The following is a 20,486-nucleotide window of genomic DNA, read 5'->3' as shown; positions in this document are numbered from 1 at the left end:
CAACAAAAACGGCGAACCCGCTTCTTCAGGGTCCGCCGATGTTCGAGCCACTAAAACCTGATTATTTCAGTTTGCTGAGTTTGTCGCCAAAGCGTTCGCCCAGCGTGATGCTCAAGCCTTGATTGCTCAGCGATACGTTAGGGTTGTCGCCCAGGTCTTCTTTTCTCACGCTGCTGCCTTTGGAAGGTCTTTCACTCTTCGGTGCAGGAGCCGGAGCTTCTTCCGTTTCTTTAATGCTGAGGCTTACCCGTTTCTCGCTAGGGTTCACGTCCAGCACTTTCACCTGTACCGTTTGTCCTTCTTTCAGCACTTCATGCGGAGTTCCGATATGCTTATGCGAAATTTGAGAGATATGAACGAGTCCTTCTACCCCCGGTGCGATTTCAACGAAGGCACCAAAGTTCACCAATCGTTTAACTTCGCCCGTTACAATGTCACCGGTGTGGAATTTCTCAGCCGCTGTATCCCAAGGACCTGGTTGTGCTGCCTTGATCGAAAGGCTGATTTTGCCTTTTTCCGGATCAACTTTGAGCACTTTCACCTTCACTTTGTCGCCTTCGGACAGGACGTCAGCAGGTTTGTCAACATGGTTCCATGCGATTTCGGATACGTGTACCAATCCGTCAACGCCGCCTACGTCAACAAATGCACCAAACTGAGTCAAGCGTTGAACCGTGCCTTCCAGCACTTGCCCTTCTTTCAATTCAGCCATCACTTTTTGCTTGTTCGCTTCGAACTCTTCATCAAGTACATCCTTTTGAGAGAGGATCACTTTGTTGTTCTCGCGATCAAGTTCTTTCACTTTGACGCGCAGCGTGCGGCCTTTGTAGTCGCTGAAGTCTTCAACGAAGTGACGTTCTACCATCGATGCCGGAATGAAGCCGCGCACGCCTACGTCAGCGACGATTCCGCCTTTGACGACGTCGGCAACCGTAACTTCGAATACTTCGCCGTTCTGGAACTTCTTCTCCAGCTCTTCCCAAGCGTTCTCGCTGTCGATCGCACGTTTGGAGAGCACCAGGCGTTCCTTCTCGTCGTCGATGCTGACCACTTTCGTTTCTACTTCTTGGCCTACTTGCACAGCATCCGCCGCATTGTCGAGATGTACGGAGGACAGCTCGCGAATAGGAATTACACCGTCATATTTATATCCAATGCTTACATAAGCTTGGTTATCTTCGATTTTGACGATCGTTCCTTTGACGGTGTCCCCTTTTTTCAAAGAGACGATTTGCTCCATTTCATCTTGGCTAGCGACTTCCGCTGCCTCTTGAACATTTTTTGTTTCTTCCGACATGTCAATAACCTCCTCAATTCAAAAACCCATTTATTTAAACCCGCTCTAAAGGTTGTTCAAAAAGCCAGCTTTCGATCGCTAAGTAAAAAATTGACTTTTTGAGCTTCCACTTGTAGCGAAGTTCAAAACAATCCATTAAGGTATAGCTTCCCAAATGTGATAAGCCTTCATGCATCTCATCTGGTAAAGGCATGAAAAATTAATGTTTCTTCAGTTCGGCAATGCTGGCCATGATCTTCTCCGTGGCTCGCTCGGCTGCGTCCGGTCCGCCATTCTCCTTGAACTCCGTCAGATCCACCGGCGGTCCGTAGACGACACGCATCTTCCGAAACAATTTATAAGTGCCAATAATCGCCACCGGAATCACTGCTGCGTCACTACGAAGCGCGAACGTTGCCGCACCTTTCTTGCCAATCACATTGGCTTCGGCGTCTTTCACCCGACGGCCTTCCGGGAAGATCCCAATAACGTGGCCGTTACGGAGCAAGTTCAGCGCAGTTTTGATCGATTCTTTGCTTACGCCTCCCCGCTTCACAGGAAAAGCGCCTAGCTGTCGAATCAGCCAACTGAAGCCGAAAATGCTGAACAATTCCTGCTTGGCCATAAAATGCACCTTGCGTTCCACCATAATGCCGATGGTCGGCGGATCAAGCAAAGTTATATGGTTGGAGCACAAGAGCACTCCGCCCTCTTTGGGAATATGCTCTAAGCCGCTTACCTCTAAGCGATACAACAGCTTGTAGAGGACGCGAAGCACACTGCGACAAAAACGATAGATCATCCAGGCTCAACTCTCACTTCCATAAGTACTGCACATGGCGATGATGTGATCGGCCACTTCGTCCAAGGACATCTGCGTCGTATCCAGCAGTCGAGCATCTTCTGCCTGCCGCAGCGGAGAAACCTCCCGCTCCCGGTCCAGCCGATCTCGCTCTTCAATCGATCGCACAAGTTCATCGAAGGAGATCTTGTCCTGCTCCTTCATTTCCTTGTAACGCCGACGTGCCCGTTCCTCAACGCTCGCGGTCATGAACACTTTCACTTCCGCATCAGGTAATACGCAAGTGCCGATATCACGTCCGTCCATGACGACGCCTTTGCGCAAAGCCATTTGCCGTTGCAATGAGACAAGCCGATCGCGCAGCCCCTCGATTTGCGCATATCGAGACACTTGGGCATTGACGGCTAACGAGCGAATCTCTTCCGTGACGTCACGACCGTTCACCCGGACCTGTTGCCCCTGTTCTCCAGGCAGCAATTCGATATTCAAATCAGGTAAATGCTGCAGCACTTTGTCCACCTCATCTGGTCCGATCCCTAGCTGCAGAAAATACCAAGTTGCCGCCCGGTACATCGCCCCAGTATCAACGTAGACATAATGTAGTCTACCAGCAACCATGCGAGCAATCGTACTTTTCCCTGCCCCCGCAGGACCGTCGATGGCGATGTTGATTTTGTCGTGGGTTGTTGACGTCTCGCTTGCCAAAGGGGCATTCCTCCTCAAAAACAAATCCTCAAGAAAAAAGCAGGCATTGCCTGCGACGTGAAAATTATACCACAGATAACAAAGGGATGCAAAAGAAACGCGCCTGCTTTTCCCGATCAATTCCTTTGTTCTCTGTGGATGGGCACCCCTTCATATTTGTCTGCTGAGGCTAGTACATATCGCAATTCTGGAATCCGCAGCAAGAGTTGAAATAAACATAATGCTGCCAATAAAACCAGTAAACTCCTTTTGATCCATCTTTCTGCCTTGCCCGAGAATGACAAAAACAGCTCGGTGTAAATTTCGTCGTCTTTCGCTTTTTTCATTTCGATTTCCTCCCTGGCAGCACACAAACATAGATCGATTTCAAAGCGTTCATGTATAGCTTATCCATATTGGGAAATCAGAAATACGTTTATACAAGGAGAAACTCAGCGATTTTTAAAATCAAACTGCCGCTCGAAGCAATATCGTATCAGCTTTTGCCGTTCAAGGTCCGAAATGCTTACGAATTTCAGCATGACAATCGTGCGCCCGGTCTCCAGCTTCTTCATTCGAACAATTTCCGCTTCAAAAGGCACATGGTCGATCGTACCGTTCTTGAACGGGATGAGCAGCCAGCAGAAGAGATGATCCCCCTGAGCCAGCTTAAATTCGTTGCTGCAGCTGAACGAGACTCCTCCTCCGCCAACATCCTCCGTATATGTAACAAAGCGCACGCCGTCCTTCATAAGCACAGCGATTTCTAATTGTGCGACCACTCTCAAAAAATTGCGCCGTTGGATTTTCGTAATCGTTTCTGGGTCAGGCTTGCGAATTCGCACTAATTGAACAACGTCGTCGGCAAACCCGAGCACGTATGTACTAAAGTAATTTTTCACTCCGTTTTCCGTCAGGAAATACACGGATAATTCGTCCCCGATGTACAGCTTTTTGATGCGTCCGCTCTCGGTCTCGATCGGTACTTCGATCAAAAACGATTCTTCTTCCACGTCCGCGATCCGTGATTTACATTCCTTCTCATCGTTTGGCTTCTCCGCCGAAGCGACTTGAATGTATACGAGATCGTTCACTTTAGGAAACAAGGTTGCCACCGTCCTATGTCATGGTTGTACTACTATGCTAATGATTATAGCACGGCGCGAGGCGGCTGGACTTAATTAATTCGTTAAAAAAAGCAAAAAGGAATCTTCCGGACAACCGGAACATTCCTTTGAAGCTGCTGCACAGAGCATCAAGAAGACTTCGTTTCTCCTTGATTGTTGCGGGTGCGAATCTCTTCGATGATCTCTTCATTGCCGTTCTCGGCATTGATGAAAATTTTGTACTGCGATCCGTTAATTGAACCGCCAAATTCGTAAGTTAGCACCTTCTCTGACTGCTCGTTCTCGATGAGCGCAAGACGATGATATTTCTCCTTATACTCCGGATTCAAAAATTTACGCGCTTGCTGCAAGGTCAGTTTCGGTTTTCCGACCTTTTCCCGGCTTTCACGTTCATACACGTAGTCACTGGCCTGCATCCCGGTCACTTGCCCGTTATCCAGGGCAACACGGATCGTAATTTTCTCCGGATAAATCAGCACATCGTCTTGCTTGCTGACGAACGTGAAGTTTCCTTCATTATCGAACTCATCATAAGAAACGGCCGCTAGCCCTGGATACCCTTTGTTTTCCAAAAATTCTTTAGCTCGCTGTTTTGCGGTACTTACGTCCACGGCTTTCGGTCCAATTGGGCGATGGTATACATAGGAGATTAGATGACCGCCATTACGGGTAAAATCAAGCGACCAAGACTCGTCACCTTTTTTATTCTTCAGGTTAGCCGTATAGGAAGCCCACTCCGTTCCTTTCCCGTTCTCTACGACTTGGATGTTCTCTTGGCTTTGTACGCCCGTAAACTTCGCAGCTTTACGTTTAATTTCCTCAACGGTGATCGGACGTCCGCCCAGCTTCTTCACCGAACGTTTATTGTACATGCTGGAGATGGACGGTCCCCAATCCAGCTCAGGGTATTCGCCAACCTTTTTATCTACGGTTTTGAAGCCATCGATGATCGTATTGTCCCTCGGTTCTTTCTCACTCGCCAGCGCCGTCTCGACGTCCATCCAGCGCAGGCGATTCGCGATAACCTTGTTCTGTACGCCTTGCAAGTCTTGGGCGATTTGCGCCGAACTTTTGTACAGTTCTTTTAGATTTTTCATCTCATTTTCGGTTAGAGGTTGTTTCGTCAAATCGCGAATCGCAGTCTGATACGAGAACTTCGCGATCCGAGATAGAAACTCTTCCGTCTTATTAAACGGGAGCAAGGTTAACGGAAGCTGGTTAATTTCGTTCTGCGCCTCGCTCGTGATGCGCCATACATTCACCAGCCCTTTACGTTGGGCACCGGTGGAGGCCGAGTTTACCGCCAAGGTGTTGCCCAATTCCGTATGCAGCTTGTCCACGTGATACGACAAATCATGGAACGCCCGCTGATATTGGTTTTCCGCCTTGATCAGAATCGAGTTTTTCTCCTGGTTCTCCTGATACCCCCACACCAGGGCGCCGATCAACAGCACAGCGGTCACCGGGAACAGAATCGCACTCAGTCGTTTGTACATTGGGCTTAGCTCTCTCCCTTCTTCAACTAGGTTGGGATTAGTGTGACAAGAAGGAAAGAACTTTATGCATTAGAATAAGGTAGTTCAAAAAGCTGTCTTCCGATCACGAAGCCTATGCTTTGGAGCCTATTCGGCATCGGATCTCGGATTCACCCGGGCTCTCCGCTGCTCACGTAGCCTCCGGCTACGCTCCGCTGCTCAAACCCACTAATTGAACCTCTATTTAGAACGGTAGTTCAAAAAGATATCTCCCATTCACGCCTAGTCGATGTCTGATTTTGAGTACAGCCGGTTCCTTACTGTATCGCTTCTTCTTCGATCTCAAAGTCATGCTGATTATTACATAGGCATTGCTTAAAGCCGGTTTCAATATGGTCGCGCTCTTTTTTGCCGCGTAACACAAACCGCTCGCCGCACGCTTTACAAGTAATTCGCACCTTGACGCGCACGAAAAAGGCACCCCTTTCTAACGATCCTGCAGCCTACCTTGGCGTAGACATGCAAATGTTAGAATCAGGATGCCCTATTCTAAAGCAAATTAATCTTGCCCCTTCGCCCCCGGCGTTAAACGGAACGGGGAACGGTTGTTGGCCCGATACATCTTCCCGAGCCCTCCATACCAGAGGAAAGCCATGAGGGGGACGATAAACCAAATCCAATACTGCGTCGTATTGTTAAGAATCCAATCGTATACCCCATGCCAGAACAGCGGGAAAGCTAACGAAAAAATCAGGAACTTTCGAGATTGCCCGCCGCTCGAGAATTTAGCCCGCCCCAGATAGTACCCCATCATCACGCCGAACATCGCATGGCCCGATACGGGGAGCAGAGCTCGAACGAGCATGGTGCCAATCGAAGCGTGACTCGCAAAAGCGTACAATACATTCTCAACCGTTGCGAATCCCAATGAAATGGCCGCCGCATATAATATTCCATCATACGGCTCATCAAATTCGGTATGGTTGTAAATCATATGAAACAATACGAACCACTTCAGCACTTCCTCCACACCGGCCGAAATGCCAAAAGCTGTAACCAGCGGTCCTTCACCCAGCCACATCGTTAACCCTCGCTGGATGATCAGGACCGGCAATACGATCAAGAAACCAAGCAAAAACACCTTGATGACCATATGCAGCGGTTCCGCATCATACTTGTCCTTGAGATAAAAATACGTAAGCAGTGCAATCCCGGGAGCAACCGCTGCGCTTAAAATCGAGAAAAAGAGCAACGGTTATCCCCCCCTTATTGGCTGCTTCCGTTCTTTGTCTCTCTCTCTTCTGATTTGACATGGGTCTGCCTTCATACGAGACGTCATCAATCCTGGCGTTTGAAGTGGTTGCAAATCGTATCCACCGCATGATCAGCCATGATTAATTGCCCGTACTCCTCCAGCATCGCCGTCGTTACGGATGTCGCTTCGCCGAATTCAGCTAATACTGCGATCAGAGCAGGATGTTTGCCATCCTCAATTTCCTCCGGCTCCAGCTGAAGAACCCATTTCCCATTATATTTATACAGTCTGCCGGCTTCGTGAAGCATCGACTTCAGCACGTGTGCCGCTTCGATTACATTCTCGAAATCGTCAAAGGAATACAGAATCGTATCGCTTTGCTCCAGCGTAACTTCCATCTCATAAACTTCTTCCGGCAGTTCATCCTCATAAGGCGAGCCGATCCCATGTTGATGGTGATCGTATTTGCCGCGCGTAACGATGACGACCATTCCTTGTGCAGGAAGGGCGAACACTTCCACAGCCAATGGCCCGGTGGCGTCAAAGCCCACTTCATTATAAGCCTGATCCATCATTTCAGTGAACAGGTCATGGACTTTGGGAATCTCCTGCCACATGTCCTCTTTCTGTATACCGCGTTCGCTTAAATCGTCAAACGTGAGGAAAATCCGTATCTTATCCTGGCCTAGTCTTTCTATCTTCATACAGGATCCTCCTCTCTCTATACGTTGTTATAAAACAGATTATGAAACCTGCTGTCAAGTGTGCTGAAAATGGTTCTTTGTATGTATGTTATCACTTATTTTATCTAAATGCACGCTTTAAAATAGAACAAAAAAGAATCATTTTCTGCGGCCCTGTCAAGGGGGCAGAAAATGACTCTTGGAATGGGGGTTTGAGTCGAATTACAACCCTGGAACCGGGGTTTTCGCCTCTTTGAGAATGTTCTCAACTTCACGGCGCACATCCGGATCGCCTTTAATGAAGTCGGTCAGCTGCTTCAGACTGTATTCCTTCGAATGATTCGAACCGGACGTTGATACCGTGCCGGAACTGGGATACACCTGGGCGTTGTCTGCCCCTTTAGCCTTTGTGACAGATGCAGACCCTGTATCCTCTGTTTTCAGCGCTGCTGAAATATCTTCGGTAGGGCTGTCGTTACGCTTCGAGGTCATCCCTGCAAACTTCAGGGCCGAGCCTGCACCGCTCATCACGGACATCAGGCTTTGCTTCCGTCGCGAAGCCCACATCGCGGCGAAGACACCAACCAATAAACCGCCTAAAAATGAGGAAGATTTCACGTAAAAAACCTCCTTGGTTATGTTAAAATCATCTGTAGTGTTCGCGGATTTCCTTGAACTCATGCGGCATAAATACAGGAAAGCGAGTTGACTTCTTTGCTCCACAAGAAACTCCTGCCCATCGCCGCCGCTTGTCTTATTCTTAGCTCATGCGGCCAAACTGATGCAACCATGACACCAACCACATCTAACCAAAACACCAACGCATCTTCCGAAGTAACCGCACCGGATGGCACCAACGATGGCACCAATGAATCCGGTCAGGTAGACCTGCAGCCTGAGGACCCTTCAGATGATGAGCCAACCTCAACCGAAACGGCTGCCCCTCCCCTGCTGTACCACATTAATAAGGCATATAACGTAGTGCCAAATGATGACACTGTGAACAAGAAGGTGGTTCTCCTGACGTTTGACGACGGGCCGAAGGAGAAGGAAATGATTGACGGACTGATCGATACGTTGGATAAACACCAGGCCAAAGCGATCTTCTTCGTTAACGGATATCGGGTTAAAGCCCATCCCGAGCTGCTGCAGCTGATCCATGAGCGCGGGCAGATCATCGGCAACCACAGCTGGGATCACATCGATTTAAAGAAAGAGTCCGCTGCGAATATGCGCAAGCAAATTGAAGATGTGCAAAGTATCGTAAAGGAAACGATTGGCGAAGCCCCGCGTTTCTTCCGTCCTCCCTTCGGTTCAGGGAACGATACAACGCATCAAATCGCAGACGACAATGAGCTCATCTACATGACTTGGTCCAACGGATCTCTTGACTGGGACAGCAAAAACAAAAACAAGCCCGAGGCGGTCATCGCCAATGTGCTCGAACAGCTTCACGCTGGAAGCAATATCTTGATGCACGAGCTTCCTTGGACTGTTGAGGCACTGGATGAATTGCTCACCCAACTGGAACAGAAAGGGTACGGCTTCGTTGACCCTCGAACTATCGGACCGGCTCCTGAACCTGCGGATGCCGAATCATCAAAATAATTTTGAATCCAAAAAAAACCGTCAGGAGATTTCCTGACGGTTTTAATGTTGCAACCTGTTTTTATAATCCATGGCTTTTTCCCCACGGCGAATCGCTTAAGCCCCACCATAACAGATAAATCAAAATAATAACAAAAGCATAAAGAAGCGAATTATAAAACCACCGGGTCATTTTAACACGTTGTGACGGATATAACTCCTTGCGCGTAGGCAGCTTAGCCAAATCGGGTTCTTCTTCCAGCATGGTTGATAATGGCCCCTGCTCATCCCCAAAATGGTCGAGTTCACTCCGAGGTGGAGAACCCTTCGTTGAATGGGATGGTCGCTGAACCGGCTCTTTAAGTTTCGCCAATGCTGCAACCGCCGCAGACTCAAACTTATTATCATCCGCCGCAACCGTCTTGGGAGATGTCGGCTCCGTTGCCGCTGGAAGCGTCTCCGTCCCTTGCCGAACCGGCTCCTCCGATTTACGCGGAATCAGCAGCCGAACCATCGTCTCATCGCCAATGACCGGCTTCTTCTTAACAGGTGTTGCGTAACGCTCCTCATCCGCGATCAGGGGAAACGGCTCCACCTTTAAGCTGCTCCGGGATCGGACAGCGGCATACGTCGGTTCGGCATTCACCGCCGCAGGTTCCGGCTTGAGTTCAGCCGCCGCCATCCCGGAGGCCAGATTCCGCGATTGTATGGAAGCACTTTGCTTCGTTCGATTTTGCTGACCATATCGGTCCAATCGGCTTAAATGCTCGTTCATGACTCCCTCCGAAATTTAATCACCAGGCCTGATACGAGATCGATCAAGAAGTGACATAAGATCGGCGCCCAAAGCGTCCCCGTTTGAACATAAATGAATCCGAGGCCGTAGCTGCTTGCAAACACCCATGCCGTCGGAATCCAATGCCGAAGATACCGGACATGGATCGCTGCAAACAGGATGCTCGTCCAATACGAACCCAGCCCATACTGGATTGCCCCACGGAACAACAGCTCCTCGCAGACGGCAACAACCGCCGAAATCACGACGATATGCCAAATCGGTCGATGACGGAAGAGCAGGGAATTAATGCCCCCATCATCCATACTTTCCTCCGAGATGAACCGGGACAAAAGCATATCCGCTCCGAACATCACCGCAGCAAATCCTGCTCCCCAGTACACAAATTCGACACTATTCGGAAATTGGAACAGGTGAAATGGGTTTCTTTTCTGAAATAACAAGATCACAAGACCGATAAGTAATGTAAGCCCTTGCGTGAGATATAAATTAATGAGCAACAATCGATCGTTTAACTGACCGGGGTCGACTTTTTGTATTTTTACATCGCGCAATTTGAACTTTTTCATAGTTTTTGTCAAACCCTGTCCTTTATAATATTTTAACGCATTCAAACCAATATAGTAAGGAGCATAAGTATGATTCGGAAAAATAACACCAAATTTGAGATGCTGTTCTCACTCGGATTTCTCGCCTTGCTGATTACTGCGTTTGGGACGTTCTTTCTTGGACTTAATCTTGGCATCGACAAGACGGAAGCCAAATACGCGAATCTCAAAGCGATCACGATTCGAGAGGAAAACGAAACCTCCTACCAGCAACAGGATTTGGTCACATTTTACTATGTGGTTTTTCAGCCGTATCAGCAATTTAAAGAAAATTATCTCACGCTGATCGAAGACATCACCCACAGTTCCAAGTCGGTATCATCGGATAAGCTGAAAGACATCCGTGATCAAGCTAAAGCCAGCTATGAGCAAATTGCCGTACATTCCATTGCCGACTCCTCCCCGTTGCTTAAGGAGGCCCAGACCGACTATTTAAAGAGCCTGAAGCTGTTTGAGGAAAGCATGGACCAGATCAAATCTAAGGCAGGAAACAGAAAAGGCATGGAACTCGCCAAAATCGTCAATCAAGATGAGTTCACGGTAAACGCCAAAAAGTACGGGCTGCAGGCGCAAAAGAAATATTATGCCTCGATGCTGAAATGGACCGCTAAAACCAAGAGCGGCGTTTCTGCTGACTATACATACAAAGAGAACATCGGAACTAAAGAATGGTCCGGTTATACGCTTGCGGTAAAAAACAAAGCCGTCACCGATATGATGGTGAACGAGCAGCTTTATGTATCCTATTTGCCGCAGGACTTCACGGCCAAGATTGATCAGTTAATCAGCAGCGGAAAAGCTGAGGCGCTTCAATTGAACTCCATCGGCTCCATTGTTAAGGTTTTAATTGAAACGGATGCCGTGAAGAGCAAAGAATTTGTAAAATGGAAGTCAACGTATTACGCCTCCGAATCGTTGCCGGAGTTGCCGTTCTTTGCGGAGTACTAAGCTCTTTCGCTGTCCGCCGTTAAAAGACGCTTTTCGACATTAGTAAAATCATAACCAAAATTTTAGAGGGATTCAAGTTTGGGCAAAATCCGAACGACAAACACCTAACTTTGTAAAAATGTTCAGGTTAGTGTTGACACTTGGCCAAGGCCCGTGTTACATTATGAAAAATTACATCTCATGAAACACTTTGAAGGAAAGAAGCCTTCGGAAAGCTTCCAGAGAGTCGGTGGTGCTGCAAACCGGCAGCGGAACGAATGGCTTTAGCGCTCCTGAGTCGCTGCGTCGAAATGAAAGTAGGCGTAGCCGGTGAACCCGTTATCGTTCTTGTCAGCAATGACAACTGAGGCTGCTTTCTGCGAAGGGGCAGCGAATTAGGGTGGTACCACGAATAACTCTCGTCCCTTACTACGGAAGTAGTGTGCGGATTGAGAGTTTTTGATTTATTTAGCGACGCCAACTGCCTCCCAGGCGTCCTTGGTACCTTATTCTTTGGTGCGGTAATCGGGCACAGCGTCAATGAAGAAACTCAACTTAACCACATCAGCTTATGCTTCCGAAGATAGCCACACTTGCTGTCTTTCAAGGAGGCCTTGCTATATAAAACTTTTAGGAGGGTCAAATCAACATGTTTAAAGTTTTAGTATCGGATCCGATCAGCGACTTGGGGATTCAGCAGCTGATGGATGCAGCCGACGTTGAGGTCGATAAGAAGCCAGGTCTCAGCGAAGATGAATTGGTGCAGATTATTCCGCAATATGACGGTCTCCTGGTCCGCAGCCAAACGAAAGTCACCGAGAAAATCATGGAAGCTGGAACCCGCTTGAAAGTTATCGGCCGTGCTGGGGTTGGGGTCGACAACATCGATCTGGAAGCGGCGACGAAACGCGGAATTATTGTCATTAATGCTCCGGACGGCAATACGATTACGACTTGTGAACATGCCTTTGCCATGATGATGGCGCTGGCCCGTCATATTCCGCAAGCCTATGCGAAGACGATCAAAGGCGAATGGGATCGCAAATTCCTTGGCGTCGAGCTGCGCAACAAAACGTTGGGCGTGTTGGGGATGGGCCGGATCGGCAGCGAGGTTGCGAAGCGCGCCAAAGCGTTTGGCATGGACATTCTCGGCTACGACCCTTTCCTTACTGAAGATCGGGCGGAGAAGCTGGGCGTGAAGCTAGCCACGGTGGACGAAATCATCCGGAATGCGGACTTTATTACTGTTCATACGCCGCTCACGCCAGAGACGAAGCATATGATCGCCCGTCCGCAATTTGAAGTGATGAAGAAAGGCATGCGCATCATCAACTGCGCCCGCGGCGGTATCATTGATGAGTTGGCGCTGGTGGAAGCCATTGATCAAGGCATCGTAGCTGGGGCTGCCTTCGACGTATTTGAGAAAGAGCCGCCGGAAGCGGATCACCCGTTCCTTCATCATCCGAAGATCATTGTGACACCGCACCTTGGTGCTTCTACCGTGGAAGCTCAAGAGAACGTGGCCATCGACGTCTCCGAGCAAGTGCTTCATATCCTGCGCAACGAACCGTTTAAAAATGCGGTGAATATGCCGCCGGTTGCAGCCAGCGTCATGAACAAGCTGCAGCCTTATTTCGGGCTTGGTGAGAAAATTGGGGTCTTCCTGTCCCAGCTGAACAATCAGGCCGTCAAAGAAATCCATGTGGATTATGCCGGTGACCTGGCGGAAGTGGATACGCAGCCACTGACTCGTTACATTATCAAAGGCGTGCTGTCCCGTCATTTCGGCAACGACGTGAATATCGTTAACTCGATGCACCTCGCGAAGGTCCGCGACATTAATGTCGTGGTATCGCAAGCCTCGGCTACCAAGGGCTTCACCAACCTGATTTCCGTGACTCTCAAGGCTCAGGACGGAACGGAGCGCCGGGTCGCAGGTACGCTGCTGAACGGTTACGGTGCACGGATTGTGCAAATCGACAAGTTCCCGGTTGACGTCGCGCCAGAAGGCCACCTCATCTTTATCTCGCACAACGACAAACCGGGGATCATCGGGCATGTGGGTACCTTGCTTGGGAAGAACGATGTCAACATCGCCTCCATGCAGGTTGGACGTAAGCTGGTTGGCGGTGAAGCAATCATGGTACTCACTGTGGATAAAACCGTAACGAAGGAAGTTCTGGACGATTTGACGAAGCTTCCGGAAATCAATAAAGCCCAACATATCATTTTCGCGTAACGGCGCGAACCACGAGATCACGAATATTCATTCCGCCGTCAGATCAATCATTGTTCCACGATGAACAAGATTTATCTGCGGCATTCAACAAAAAAACATCCTTCTTCGCGAAGGATGTTTTTTTGTGATTACGTAGTTTGTCCCGATTCGACAGGAAGCAGAAAGTGAAATACGGTGCCCTTGCCAATTTCACTATCGGCCCAAATGGAACCTTGATGAGCTGCGATGATATTTTTGACGATCGAAAGACCTAATCCCGTCCCGCCGTTCTCACCGCGAACCCGTGCTTTGTCGGCTTTATAGAAGCGGTCGAAGATATACCGTAAATCTTCGCTCGGAATGCCTACACCGGTATCCGATACGGCGACGTGAAGCTGCTTGCCCATTTCGCCGGTTTCCATGGAAGCCTTGACCGTCACCTTCCCTCCTTCCGGCGTATGCCGGAAAGCATTGTCCAGCAAATTGGTCAGCACCTGTTCCAAACGGTCTTCATCGGCTTGCAGCTGCAGCTCCCCGTCTTCCAGCTCCAACACAAGCTCAACCCCGTTATCCTTGGCTCGGACCTGAAATTTGCGGTCCACCCTCTCTGCCAACTCACGAAAGTCGACCCTGCGCATAACCATATCCGTATGACCTGCCTCCATCCGAGCCAAGTCTAACAAATCACGAACGAGCCGTCCCATCCGCAGGGACTCTTCATAAATAACTTGGGCGAGCTCCGCGCTCTCTTCCGGCGAAGAAGCCATACCGTCAAGCAGCGCTTCACTGTACCCTTGCATCATCGAGAGCGGGGTCCGAATTTCATGAGACACGTTCGCCACGAAATCGCGGCGCATCTTCTCCAAGTTCACTTCTTCGGTTACATCCCGAAGTACGGCAACGGCTCCGCGAACCTCACCGTCTGAGGACAGCGGCGCCATATGTACGGACCATACCCCTTTCATAACGTGGACGTTCATCTTCTGGTCGCTCTCTTGATCAAGCAAACGACGGAATAACGGAAAGAGCGGCTTCGGTACCATCTGTTTTTCGTTAGCAGAGGCAGGTATTTCTTCCTCGCTCTCCTCTGTCAGATCTCCCCAAAGCTGTAATAACCGATCACCCGGCGGGTTGGTTAAAATGACAGCACCCTCGCGGTCCAACGTAATTACCGCATCATTCATGCTTCTAAGCACACTGGAAAGATGTTCCTTCTCGTGCTTTAAGCTGCGGATCGTATTTTCCAGTTCTTCCGCCATATGGTTAAACGTGATGGCAAGCTCACCGATTTCATCACTCGTGCGCAGAGACAGACGCGTGTCGTATTTGCCTTTGCGCACCGAATCCGCAGCCCGAATCAGCTGCTGCATCGGCTGTGTAATCTTCGTGAACAGAAACAAAGCAAAAAACGTTGTGAGCGAAAACCCGATCATTGCGACGATCACAAATAACCGTTTGACCGCTCCGGAGTTTGTAAAGTTCGTATCGATGTAAGGCAGCAGGAACAGTCCCATTAACATCAGGACGCAAGCTACCAAGCAAATAATCGTAATCCACAGCTTACCAACGAGCGTTCTCCAGAAGTTCACTTACTTTGGAACCTCCAGCTTGTATCCGACGCCCCATACGGTCGTGATCATCGCAGCGGACTCCGGCGACACCTTGTTCAACTTCTCCCGAAGCCGTTTCACATGGGTATCCACCGTACGCAAATCACCGAAAAACTCGTAGTTCCATACATCCTTCAGTAACTCTTCCCGGGAAAACACCTTATCCGGCGAAACAGCCAGATAATGCAGCAGTTCATACTCCTTGGGAGTCAAGCTGACCTCCTGCCCGTTAGCAGTTACCCGATGGGCATCATGTTCAATCACGAGATGAGGGAACACAATATTGTTGCTAGTTCCGCTTTCCTTCGTCAAATAAGCCGTAGCGGAAGCACGGCGCATGATCGCTTTGACCCGATAGATGACCTCGCGTGGGCTGAACGGCTTCACGACGTAATCGTCCGCTCCAACTTCAAAGCCCTGTACACGGTTAATTTCCTCGCCCTTGGCCGTCAGCATCAGTACCGGTGTTGCTTTAACTTGTCTCAATCGATTACAGACCTCGACCCCGTCAATCCCCGGAAGCATGACGTCGAGCAAGATCAAACCATAGTCGTTGGAAGTCGCCAACTTCAGGGCAGTCTCTCCATCCTCGGCTTCATCGATTTCGTAGCCTTCTTTTTCCAAGTACATCTTTAGCAGCCGGCGAATCCGCTCCTCGTCATCGACTACCAGAATGCGGTTTGCTTGATCTGACATTTTAACAACAACCCCTTCATCATCTTACCCAATCAGTTGAGCAGTCCATATGGTATTATTGCCTGAGTTAATCGGTACCCGCGTAAGAGTGCAGCCCCGCTATGATCAGATTTACCCCAACCAGCGTAAACATCACCACAAGAAATCCAAGTACAGCCAGCCACGAAGACTTGCGTCCCTGGAAGCCGCGCGATAAGCGCAAGTGGAGGTAAGCACTGTAAAATAGCCAGGTAATCAGCGCCCATACTTCCTTCGGATCCCAACCCCAGAATCTGCCCCAAGCCTGCTGCGCCCAGATCATGGCAAATATGAGCGCCCCCAGCGTAAAGATGGGAAATCCGATCGCAATTGCCCGGTAACTGATCTCATCCAAATCATCTGGGTCGATGCCCCGTACTGCAGGAGATAACGCGGTGCCAAGCGGCTTACGCAAGATTAACCGGAGCAGCAAATAAAGCACGATACCTGTTAGTATTGCCCAAATTATTGTATTCAGTTTACGGCCGGCCGTTTCCCCTCTCATCCAGGAAGGTGCATCAAACAAAGGCTTCTTCATCCCGAGGAACGGCTGAATGTGCTCCGGCTCACTTTGATGCGGACCAACGATCGGTGGCAGATTATAAACTTCTTTATCTTCTATTGTACTATTCTGCTCCACTTGGGTGTCAATCGTTGTCTGATTTTGTACGAACACAGCTTCATATCCGGCTGCCCGGAAGGCAAAGACGGAAACAATGAAGCCCAATACTATAATAATAGAAAAAAGCGTAAATTCAACCCACCATTTTTGACGGCGGCCTGCCTTGTCCGTCGCCTTAAAATCAACGGCCCGCAGCAGGTACATCAACCCGGCCACAAAACCAACGGCGAAGAACGCCTCGCCGGTAGCCGCCAGCGTCACGTGGATATAAAGCCAAATGGAACGCAGCGATGGAATCAACGGCTGAACGTCCCGCGGGAATACCGCAGCGTACGCCATAATAATAATCGCCAGCGGGAGGGCGAACATTCCCAGTAATATTTTGCGATAAATGATAAAAACGATGGTGAAAGCCACCATAATCATCATAGACAAGAACGTCATAAATTCGTACATGTTGCTGACGGGTACATGTCCGCTGTACGCCCAGCGGGTTCCGCAATAGACAAAATGCGAGAGCAACCCAAGCGAGGAAACGGCAAATGAAATGCGTCCCCATTTTTTCTCATGGCGCTTCGGGTCGCGATTGCGCCACGTCTTGCCGGTTACAGCCACCACATAAAAAATAAAAGCCGCACAATAAAGCAAAAAGGCCGTCATAAATGCGACTCTGCTGATTTCCAAAAAGTTCATGGATGTTTCCCCCTATTTTCCAATGACTTCTCATCCGCTTCAACCCCCATCGATTGGAGGAATGCGGAAACTTCGCGGCGCATGCCAAACCAATTCTTGGTCGTATGTCCGCCCAGCGTCAGCTGGCGGCCATCAACACGCAGCCAGATGCGGCGATGCTGCCAGTAAAATCCAATGACCAGTCCAAGCATCACGATCCCAAGGCCCACCCAAACGAACGGCATCGCCCGGTCGACCCGGATGTTCAAATAACTGGACGCTTCGATAAAGTCGACGTCTTCCATCCCAAGGACGTCCAGCCGCAGCTTCGATTGCACGCCTCCAAGCTGCTCGTTAATCGCATCTTGCTGGAACCGCTCCTTGTCAATCTGTTTAGGGAAATAAATGTACTGTGCGCCATCCTCCGGAAGATCCGGTCCTTTGATCAAAAATAAAAAGGCAGGCGCGTTCGGCTCGCCGGAAATGGATACCGGCTTTCCCTCGTCGTTCAGGGAAAAATCCATATACTTATTTTGCAGCGTTAACCGGTAAGGGCCTACTTTATACTCACGCTCTGGATTTCTCATGTCCAATTTGAACTTGCCGTAGGATTCTCCGGTCTTGACATCTACTAAAGCGGGCTGCACCGATCTAAGCTTCGGGGTGAGATCAAAATCAAATTGATACGCTTGTAGTCCTTTGTAACTGAGCGGATCGTTCACCCGAATAGCATGTCGCTTGACTTCGCGAAGCTGCGGCTCTTTGGAAGGATCGTCGCAATCCGCTGTACATTCATACAGCACGGCTTGGGTTTCAAACAGCTTAGGTACGACCTTCCCTCTCGCTTTAAAATCCTCGGACATTTCGTCCTCGCTGTAATATTCAACCGAAAACTTCTCGTTTTTCAAATAAAGGTTCGTATCGGGAATATGCGTAATTTCGCCTTCAGGGAACCAGTAATGTTTGTCCAGATGCAGCCCCGGCAATCCGCGGAACAGTACCGCCAAGAGAAAAACGATCAGCCCGATATGAATAATGTAAGGGCCCCAGCGGCTAAACCGCTGTTTCTCTGCCAGCAAGGCGCTGCCATCTGTATAAACCCGGTAATGCTTCTTCCGCAGCGGTTGAACGGCACGTTGCACCCATTCCTCGCCATCTTCATTGATTTCCCCTTGATACACGATTTTCTGACGGGTGAGGAAAGCCAGATGCTTGCGCACTTTCTGTTTTGAAAGCGCTTTGTAAAGCGGAAGCACCCGATCCAGACTGCAGATGACAAGCGAAGCACCGATCATCACCAGCAGCAGAATAAACCACCAGGACTCATACGTATGGGACAAACCCAGTCGGTAATAAATCTCGCCGATCGTTCCATACTTGTTCTTGTAATAGGTTGAAGGGTCAAAATTAATGAAGTTGCTCTCCTGCTCGAAGATCGTCCCTAACATCGCACCAATCAAGGTGATGATGATCAAATAAATCGCGACCTTGACGGAGGAGAAGAAGTTCCAGACCCGATCAATAAAATTGGGATTGGCCCGCTGCGAGCGCCGAGCAACCCCGTCATAACGCATCTCCAAAAGCCCGCCCTGCTGCTGATCCTCCTCAAGCAGCGGTTTGCCGCAGGCTTCGCACAATACGGTCCCCACCCGGTTCTGGTGGCCGCATTCACATTTTGTGTTTTCAATCACCGATTATGTCCTCCTCTCGACGTCAAAGCCCCACCAGCTGCCTGATTTGGTCATCCAACGTATCCAAATTCAGCTCGCCTTGATGAATGGAGGTAATTTTGCCGTTCTTGCCGATAAAGAACGTCGTTGGCATCGGCACGATGCCGTAATCGCGCGTTGTCGTATTGTTGGAATCATATAAAATGGGAAAATCCACACCTGTCTGCTTGACGAAATTTTGTACGGTCATCTCGTCTTCGCCCGTGTTGATGCCTAGAACGACGACGCCTTGATCGCGCCATTTTTCCCATTGGGCTTGTAATGCAGGCATTTCTTTGACGCAATAGGTGCACCAGGTAGCCCAAAAGTTTAAGACCACCGATTTGCCCTTATAGTCGTCTAACGTATGTACCTGTCCATCCAAACCGAGCAGTTTAAACGCCGGCGGATTCCCGCCTTGCTTAGGTTTATCGGCCTCACCGCCGGACACTGCAGTCCCGATCGCATATCCGCCCAGGATGACGATCAACAGCAAGATGACGATTTGGATCGGCCGTCTCGCCTTCCCCATAGTTAACTTCCTTTCTATGAAAATTGTCATGAAGTGTTGAACAATTCGTGAACACTCTATGAACATTATAACGAAAAATGCCGCAGTTTCAGCCCGGGGAAATATGAATATTATGTGACGCGCAAGAAATGAGGGGGATATCTTCGGATGGATAATTTCAGATTGAACTAAGGAGCTCATGGGTTGGGGCGACGTGTGAAATGTTCTTACGATCGCTGTTGCTCGCGGATTTCATTGATATCCTAAACTCATACTAAGGGTGAAATCCGCTCACAAAGGCGACCACTGCCGTTTCTCCAGAATCATTTCACACTATGCCATTTTCCACTCTTATGAAGGTCAACGGATACTGATCGTTCCTTAAAATCTACAGTTGCTTCATCTTCAAATTCACCGCTTCTTTACCACGATTCACCACATTTCTAGCGCTTAGGAGTGTGGGGAGTAGTAGTGCGAGCGAGTTTGTAGAGGCTGTCGACTTCTTCTTTGGTTAAATGGCGGTACAGACCGCGTTTGAGGTTGCCCAGAACCAAATCACCAAAAGAAATTCGCTTGAGCCGTGTCACCGGGTGCGAAATTGCATCAAACATGCGGCGCACTTGACGGTTTCGGCCCTCATGAATCGTGATCGAGATGGTTGCGTACTTCTCCTCCGGGTCAATGTCATAGTACTCGACCTCGGCTGGTGCCGTCATCCCATCCTCCAGCATCACACCTTGCTTCAGCTTGTCCAGCGCGGTACCATGCGGTACCCCTTTGACCGTTGCCAGATACGTCTTCGGTACATGATGCTTTGGATGCGTCAGCAAATGCGCAAATTCGCCGTCATTGGTCAGCAGCAGTAGACCTTCCGTATCGTAGTCGAGCCGGCCTACTGGATAAACCCGCTCCTTGATTCCTTTTAAGTAATCGGTGACGATTTTCCGGCCTTGGGGATCGGAAGCGCTCGTGATGACGCCTTTCGGTTTATTGAACATCAGGTACAGCTTCTTCTCCGCGCCGATTGGCTTGCCCTCAACGGTAATCACGTCCACGGACGGATCAGCTTTCGTGCCCAGCGTCGTAACGGTCTCACCATTGACTTGAACCTTGCCGCTTAGAATTAATTCCTCGCATTTACGGCGCGATGCCACACCGGCAGCGGCCAAAATTTTCTGTAATCTTTCCATATTTGCATTAGTCACCTCAT

General features: G+C 49.4%; 21 protein-coding genes and 1 other annotated feature. Of the genes, 3 read left to right on the top strand and 18 right to left on the bottom strand.

The window, feature by feature from the left end; all coding sequences use genetic code 11:
* Window positions 1-61: 61 nt before the first annotated feature.
* The 10 genes from rpsA to RW092_RS04440 form a co-directional block, all read right to left on the bottom strand.
* A complete protein-coding gene (rpsA, locus tag RW092_RS04485; RefSeq protein WP_016311778.1) occupies window positions 62-1,297 on the bottom strand; it encodes a 30S ribosomal protein S1 in 1,236 nt (411 codons plus the stop codon).
* A gap of 199 nt (window positions 1,298-1,496) precedes the next feature.
* The gene (locus RW092_RS04480; RefSeq protein ID WP_085278515.1) at window positions 1,497-2,078 is read right to left on the bottom strand and encodes a lysophospholipid acyltransferase family protein; all 582 of its coding nucleotides are present in this window, start codon (window positions 2,076-2,078) and stop codon (window positions 1,497-1,499) included.
* Window positions 2,079-2,084: 6 nt separating this feature from the next.
* Entirely contained in the window at window positions 2,085-2,783 is a 699-nt protein-coding gene (gene cmk / locus RW092_RS04475) for a (d)CMP kinase (protein WP_085169674.1), read from the bottom strand.
* 116 nt (window positions 2,784-2,899) lie between these two features.
* A complete protein-coding gene (locus RW092_RS04470; protein ID WP_316009631.1) occupies window positions 2,900-3,109 on the bottom strand; it encodes a hypothetical protein in 210 nt (69 codons plus the stop codon).
* Between the two features lie 105 nt (window positions 3,110-3,214).
* On the bottom strand, window positions 3,215-3,868 hold the full coding sequence (locus tag RW092_RS04465) for a flagellar brake protein (RefSeq protein ID WP_316009645.1): 654 nt from the start codon (window positions 3,866-3,868) through the stop codon (window positions 3,215-3,217).
* Window positions 3,869-4,017: 149 nt separating this feature from the next.
* The gene (gene ypeB / locus RW092_RS04460) at window positions 4,018-5,385 is read right to left on the bottom strand and encodes a germination protein YpeB (RefSeq protein WP_016311773.1); all 1,368 of its coding nucleotides are present in this window, start codon (window positions 5,383-5,385) and stop codon (window positions 4,018-4,020) included.
* A 296-nt stretch (window positions 5,386-5,681) separates the two neighbouring features.
* The gene (locus RW092_RS04455) at window positions 5,682-5,834 is read right to left on the bottom strand and encodes a hypothetical protein (RefSeq protein WP_164744058.1); all 153 of its coding nucleotides are present in this window, start codon (window positions 5,832-5,834) and stop codon (window positions 5,682-5,684) included.
* 89 nt (window positions 5,835-5,923) lie between these two features.
* Complete coding sequence (gene prsW, locus RW092_RS04450) at window positions 5,924-6,616, bottom strand: glutamic-type intramembrane protease PrsW (RefSeq protein WP_016311772.1); 693 nt, start codon at window positions 6,614-6,616, stop codon at window positions 5,924-5,926.
* Window positions 6,617-6,702: 86 nt separating this feature from the next.
* Window positions 6,703-7,323, bottom strand: a complete 621-nt coding sequence (locus tag RW092_RS04445) for a genetic competence negative regulator (protein WP_016311771.1) — start codon at window positions 7,321-7,323, stop codon at window positions 6,703-6,705.
* 201 nt (window positions 7,324-7,524) lie between these two features.
* Complete coding sequence (locus tag RW092_RS04440; RefSeq protein ID WP_316009630.1) at window positions 7,525-7,920, bottom strand: hypothetical protein; 396 nt, start codon at window positions 7,918-7,920, stop codon at window positions 7,525-7,527.
* 171 nt (window positions 7,921-8,091) lie between these two features.
* Here RW092_RS04440 and RW092_RS04435 point away from each other — a divergent pair, with 171 nt between their 5' ends.
* On the top strand, window positions 8,092-8,910 hold the full coding sequence (locus RW092_RS04435) for a polysaccharide deacetylase family protein (protein ID WP_316009629.1): 819 nt from the start codon (window positions 8,092-8,094) through the stop codon (window positions 8,908-8,910).
* 61 nt (window positions 8,911-8,971) lie between these two features.
* Here RW092_RS04435 and RW092_RS04430 read toward each other — a convergent pair whose 3' ends face one another.
* A complete protein-coding gene (locus RW092_RS04430) occupies window positions 8,972-9,664 on the bottom strand; it encodes a hypothetical protein (protein WP_316009628.1) in 693 nt (230 codons plus the stop codon).
* Entirely contained in the window at window positions 9,661-10,254 is a 594-nt protein-coding gene (locus RW092_RS04425; RefSeq protein WP_036624372.1) for a CPBP family intramembrane glutamic endopeptidase, read from the bottom strand. The genes RW092_RS04430 and RW092_RS04425 overlap by 4 nt, the downstream gene beginning before the upstream one ends.
* Before the next feature lie 69 nt (window positions 10,255-10,323).
* On the opposite strand from RW092_RS04425, the gene RW092_RS04420 reads away from it, so the two are divergent.
* The gene (locus RW092_RS04420) at window positions 10,324-11,241 is read left to right on the top strand and encodes a hypothetical protein (protein WP_316009627.1); all 918 of its coding nucleotides are present in this window, start codon (window positions 10,324-10,326) and stop codon (window positions 11,239-11,241) included.
* Between the two features lie 181 nt (window positions 11,242-11,422).
* Window positions 11,423-11,650, top strand: a binding site (T-box leader).
* Window positions 11,651-11,869: 219 nt separating this feature from the next.
* Window positions 11,870-13,459 carry a phosphoglycerate dehydrogenase gene (gene serA / locus RW092_RS04415; protein WP_016311765.1) on the top strand — a complete coding sequence of 530 codons (1,590 nt, stop codon included), beginning with the start codon at window positions 11,870-11,872 and terminating at the stop codon, window positions 13,457-13,459.
* Between the two features lie 128 nt (window positions 13,460-13,587).
* Here serA and RW092_RS04410 read toward each other — a convergent pair whose 3' ends face one another.
* The 6 genes from RW092_RS04410 to RW092_RS04385 all read right to left on the bottom strand — a co-directional run bounded on the left by RW092_RS04410 (window position 13,588) and on the right by RW092_RS04385 (window position 20,466).
* Complete coding sequence (locus RW092_RS04410) at window positions 13,588-15,027, bottom strand: ATP-binding protein (protein ID WP_316009626.1); 1,440 nt, start codon at window positions 15,025-15,027, stop codon at window positions 13,588-13,590.
* Entirely contained in the window at window positions 15,028-15,744 is a 717-nt protein-coding gene (locus RW092_RS04405) for a response regulator transcription factor (protein ID WP_009225848.1), read from the bottom strand.
* Window positions 15,745-15,811: 67 nt separating this feature from the next.
* Entirely contained in the window at window positions 15,812-17,077 is a 1,266-nt protein-coding gene (ccsA, locus tag RW092_RS04400) for a cytochrome c biogenesis protein CcsA (protein ID WP_016311763.1), read from the bottom strand.
* Complete coding sequence (resB, locus tag RW092_RS04395; protein WP_028538339.1) at window positions 17,074-18,747, bottom strand: cytochrome c biogenesis protein ResB; 1,674 nt, start codon at window positions 18,745-18,747, stop codon at window positions 17,074-17,076. The genes ccsA and resB overlap by 4 nt, the downstream gene beginning before the upstream one ends.
* Window positions 18,748-18,769: 22 nt before the next feature.
* Entirely contained in the window at window positions 18,770-19,297 is a 528-nt protein-coding gene (locus tag RW092_RS04390) for a peroxiredoxin family protein (protein WP_016311761.1), read from the bottom strand.
* A gap of 422 nt (window positions 19,298-19,719) precedes the next feature.
* Complete coding sequence (locus tag RW092_RS04385; RefSeq protein WP_036624368.1) at window positions 19,720-20,466, bottom strand: pseudouridine synthase; 747 nt, start codon at window positions 20,464-20,466, stop codon at window positions 19,720-19,722.
* Window positions 20,467-20,486: the final 20 nt, after the last annotated feature.

Source organism: Paenibacillus sp. 3LSP (genome assembly GCF_032465655.1).
Taxonomy (GTDB): Bacteria; Bacillota; Bacilli; order Paenibacillales; family Paenibacillaceae; genus Fontibacillus; species Fontibacillus barengoltzii.
Note: the sequence above shows the minus strand (reverse complement) of the source record. Positions and strands in the feature narration are given on the sequence as shown.

Excerpts from the sequence above, each read along its gene's own strand:
- rpsA (WP_016311778.1), bottom strand. The coding sequence starts at position 1,297 with ATGTCGGAAGAAACAAAAAATGTTCAAGAGGCAGCGGAAGTCGCTAGC.
- RW092_RS04480 (WP_085278515.1), bottom strand. The coding sequence starts at position 2,078 with ATGATCTATCGTTTTTGTCGCAGTGTGCTTCGCGTCCTCTACAAGCTG.
- RW092_RS04470 (WP_316009631.1), bottom strand. The coding sequence starts at position 3,109 with ATGAAAAAAGCGAAAGACGACGAAATTTACACCGAGCTGTTTTTGTCA.
- ypeB (WP_016311773.1), bottom strand. The coding sequence starts at position 5,385 with ATGTACAAACGACTGAGTGCGATTCTGTTCCCGGTGACCGCTGTGCTG.
- RW092_RS04445 (WP_016311771.1), bottom strand. The coding sequence starts at position 7,323 with ATGAAGATAGAAAGACTAGGCCAGGATAAGATACGGATTTTCCTCACG.
- RW092_RS04435 (WP_316009629.1), top strand. The coding sequence starts at position 8,092 with ATGACACCAACCACATCTAACCAAAACACCAACGCATCTTCCGAAGTA.
- RW092_RS04430 (WP_316009628.1), bottom strand. The coding sequence starts at position 9,664 with ATGAACGAGCATTTAAGCCGATTGGACCGATATGGTCAGCAAAATCGA.
- RW092_RS04425 (WP_036624372.1), bottom strand. The coding sequence starts at position 10,254 with ATGAAAAAGTTCAAATTGCGCGATGTAAAAATACAAAAAGTCGACCCC.
- RW092_RS04420 (WP_316009627.1), top strand. The coding sequence starts at position 10,324 with ATGATTCGGAAAAATAACACCAAATTTGAGATGCTGTTCTCACTCGGA.
- serA (WP_016311765.1), top strand. The coding sequence starts at position 11,870 with ATGTTTAAAGTTTTAGTATCGGATCCGATCAGCGACTTGGGGATTCAG.
- RW092_RS04405 (WP_009225848.1), bottom strand. The coding sequence starts at position 15,744 with ATGTCAGATCAAGCAAACCGCATTCTGGTAGTCGATGACGAGGAGCGG.
- ccsA (WP_016311763.1), bottom strand. The coding sequence starts at position 17,077 with ATGAACTTTTTGGAAATCAGCAGAGTCGCATTTATGACGGCCTTTTTG.
- RW092_RS04390 (WP_016311761.1), bottom strand. The coding sequence starts at position 19,297 with ATGGGGAAGGCGAGACGGCCGATCCAAATCGTCATCTTGCTGTTGATC.
- RW092_RS04385 (WP_036624368.1), bottom strand. The coding sequence starts at position 20,466 with ATGGAAAGATTACAGAAAATTTTGGCCGCTGCCGGTGTGGCATCGCGC.